Origin of the sequence: Paenibacillus arenosi, from assembly GCF_014841135.1 — a bacterium.
Classification (GTDB): Bacteria; Bacillota; Bacilli; order Paenibacillales; family Paenibacillaceae; genus Paenibacillus_B; species Paenibacillus_B arenosi.
On the sequence record NZ_JACYTN010000053.1, the window covers coordinates 1 to 1,415 of the forward strand.

At 38.4% G+C, this 1,415-nt stretch carries 4 protein-coding genes; 1 reads left to right on the top strand and 3 read right to left on the bottom strand.

Features of this window, described 5'->3' with window-relative positions; translation table 11 throughout:
* A partial coding sequence (locus IFO66_RS23975) for a hypothetical protein (RefSeq protein ID WP_225446025.1) occupies nucleotides 1-186 on the top strand: 186 nt, incomplete at its 5' end.
* 77 nt (nucleotides 187-263) lie between these two features.
* Here IFO66_RS23975 and IFO66_RS23590 read toward each other — a convergent pair.
* From IFO66_RS23590 to IFO66_RS24460, 3 genes are all read right to left on the bottom strand, one after another.
* The gene (locus IFO66_RS23590) at nucleotides 264-983 is read right to left on the bottom strand and encodes a hypothetical protein (protein WP_192027460.1); all 720 of its coding nucleotides are present in this window, start codon (nucleotides 981-983) and stop codon (nucleotides 264-266) included.
* A gap of 21 nt (nucleotides 984-1,004) precedes the next feature.
* Nucleotides 1,005-1,274 carry a matrixin family metalloprotease gene (locus IFO66_RS23595; RefSeq protein WP_192027461.1) on the bottom strand — a complete coding sequence of 90 codons (270 nt, stop codon included), beginning with the start codon at nucleotides 1,272-1,274 and terminating at the stop codon, nucleotides 1,005-1,007.
* Between the two features lie 39 nt (nucleotides 1,275-1,313).
* Nucleotides 1,314-1,415 (bottom strand): IS3 family transposase (locus tag IFO66_RS24460; protein ID WP_192027340.1); only part of this gene is annotated, 102 nt, incomplete at its 5' end.

Consider the following 1,415-nt stretch of genomic DNA (forward strand, 5'->3'; position numbering starts at 1 on the left):
TTGTCTCTTAAATTCAGCAGTAAATGTACGTCTTTGTCTTGGCATAGTAGATCCGCTCCTAGTTATGATGTGTTTATTCTACTAGCCCTTATTTTTTCTGTCCAACTAAGTGTAGCCTATCCATTGCAAGAAAGAGGGATAACGCAAAGTATGTCGCGCAAAGGGAATGCCTTAGAAGCCGCTTAACTATAGAGTAGTCTAACTTTTGGTGGTCATTTCAATGGTTCCCCTCAGCTCTTTAACTTTAACGCTGTTACTATTGCCTACTTGTTAGCGCCCTCTTTCAGTTTCTTTTCTTCCGCGATTCGTTTCTCCTCTTCCTCAATCCGTTTTCTATCTTCTAAGAATATCTTATGACTTTCTTCTTCCGCTAATTTTTGTTCTGCTTCACTTAATTGCGGTAGATTCGACTTAGGGGGTCTAGCGTTCTTTATAGCTTCTTGAATTTGTTGCTCAAATGTTCTTGTATCTAGACCTTCAACAGCTGCTTGAAAATGCTTAACTCCATTACTTTTATCGGCGTCATAAACGACTAGATTATCGTCGTTGATTTTAAATCTCCCCTGATAAAGTCCTACAACAACGTGTGCATCATTTGTTACTGGGCCTTCATATTTATCTAAAAATAAGATATTGTTCTTGTGTGGGTCCATACTAAGGGAAGCGATCTCAAGAAGTTGAACCACATTAGAATTTAATGCTACATCGCCTTTAATCACTTTTTTTACTTTAACTTCAGTCAGTTTATACCTAGTGCTTCTAAACGGGATTTCTTTCGTTTTTCCGGTCAGTTCTGCTTCAATAATTAGTCCAGCATCATAAGCTAGTTCTTCAAGTGCATTGTAATGAGTGGCTAATAATGCGTTGTCGTAATTTACGCTATGTCCTTCTTTGTAATTTGCCGTATGTTCTTCTTTCCCACAAGCAGTCATTGATATAGAGACCATAGCAAACAACAGAAGAGTTATTACTATTTTTTTCATCTATATGCCCCTCCCCTATACTTAATAGAGATTGTTGATTCCATTAATATCATCCTGTTGTGGTACTAAATACGTGTGAGGTATATTTAAATTATCATTCATAATTGAAGGTGTTCCATCCCGTTCATGTGCTAAACCAAGCGCGTGACCTAGCTCGTGTATAGCCACCCCTCTATATTGTGCATAAGTATGGTTTGTTAGATAATAAGCGTTAATATTAGCGACTACATAATCCCAACTTTCAGTTGGCGCCTGTTGCCGATGTCCTACTAATTTGGGACCGCTATACATGTCTACCCAACCATGTACACCTGGACTGTCAACAGTGAATCAGACAACTTTTTTAAGGGCCTCTGCTTTGTACTGAACTGGCGTCATGTAGCCTAGTGTGCCATGAACACGATGTTTATTAAACCAGTTTACATAATCATA

Excerpts from the sequence above, each read along its gene's own strand:
- IFO66_RS23590 (WP_192027460.1), bottom strand. The coding sequence starts at position 983 with ATGAAAAAAATAGTAATAACTCTTCTGTTGTTTGCTATGGTCTCTATA.
- IFO66_RS23595 (WP_192027461.1), bottom strand. The coding sequence starts at position 1,274 with ATGTATAGCGGTCCCAAATTAGTAGGACATCGGCAACAGGCGCCAACT.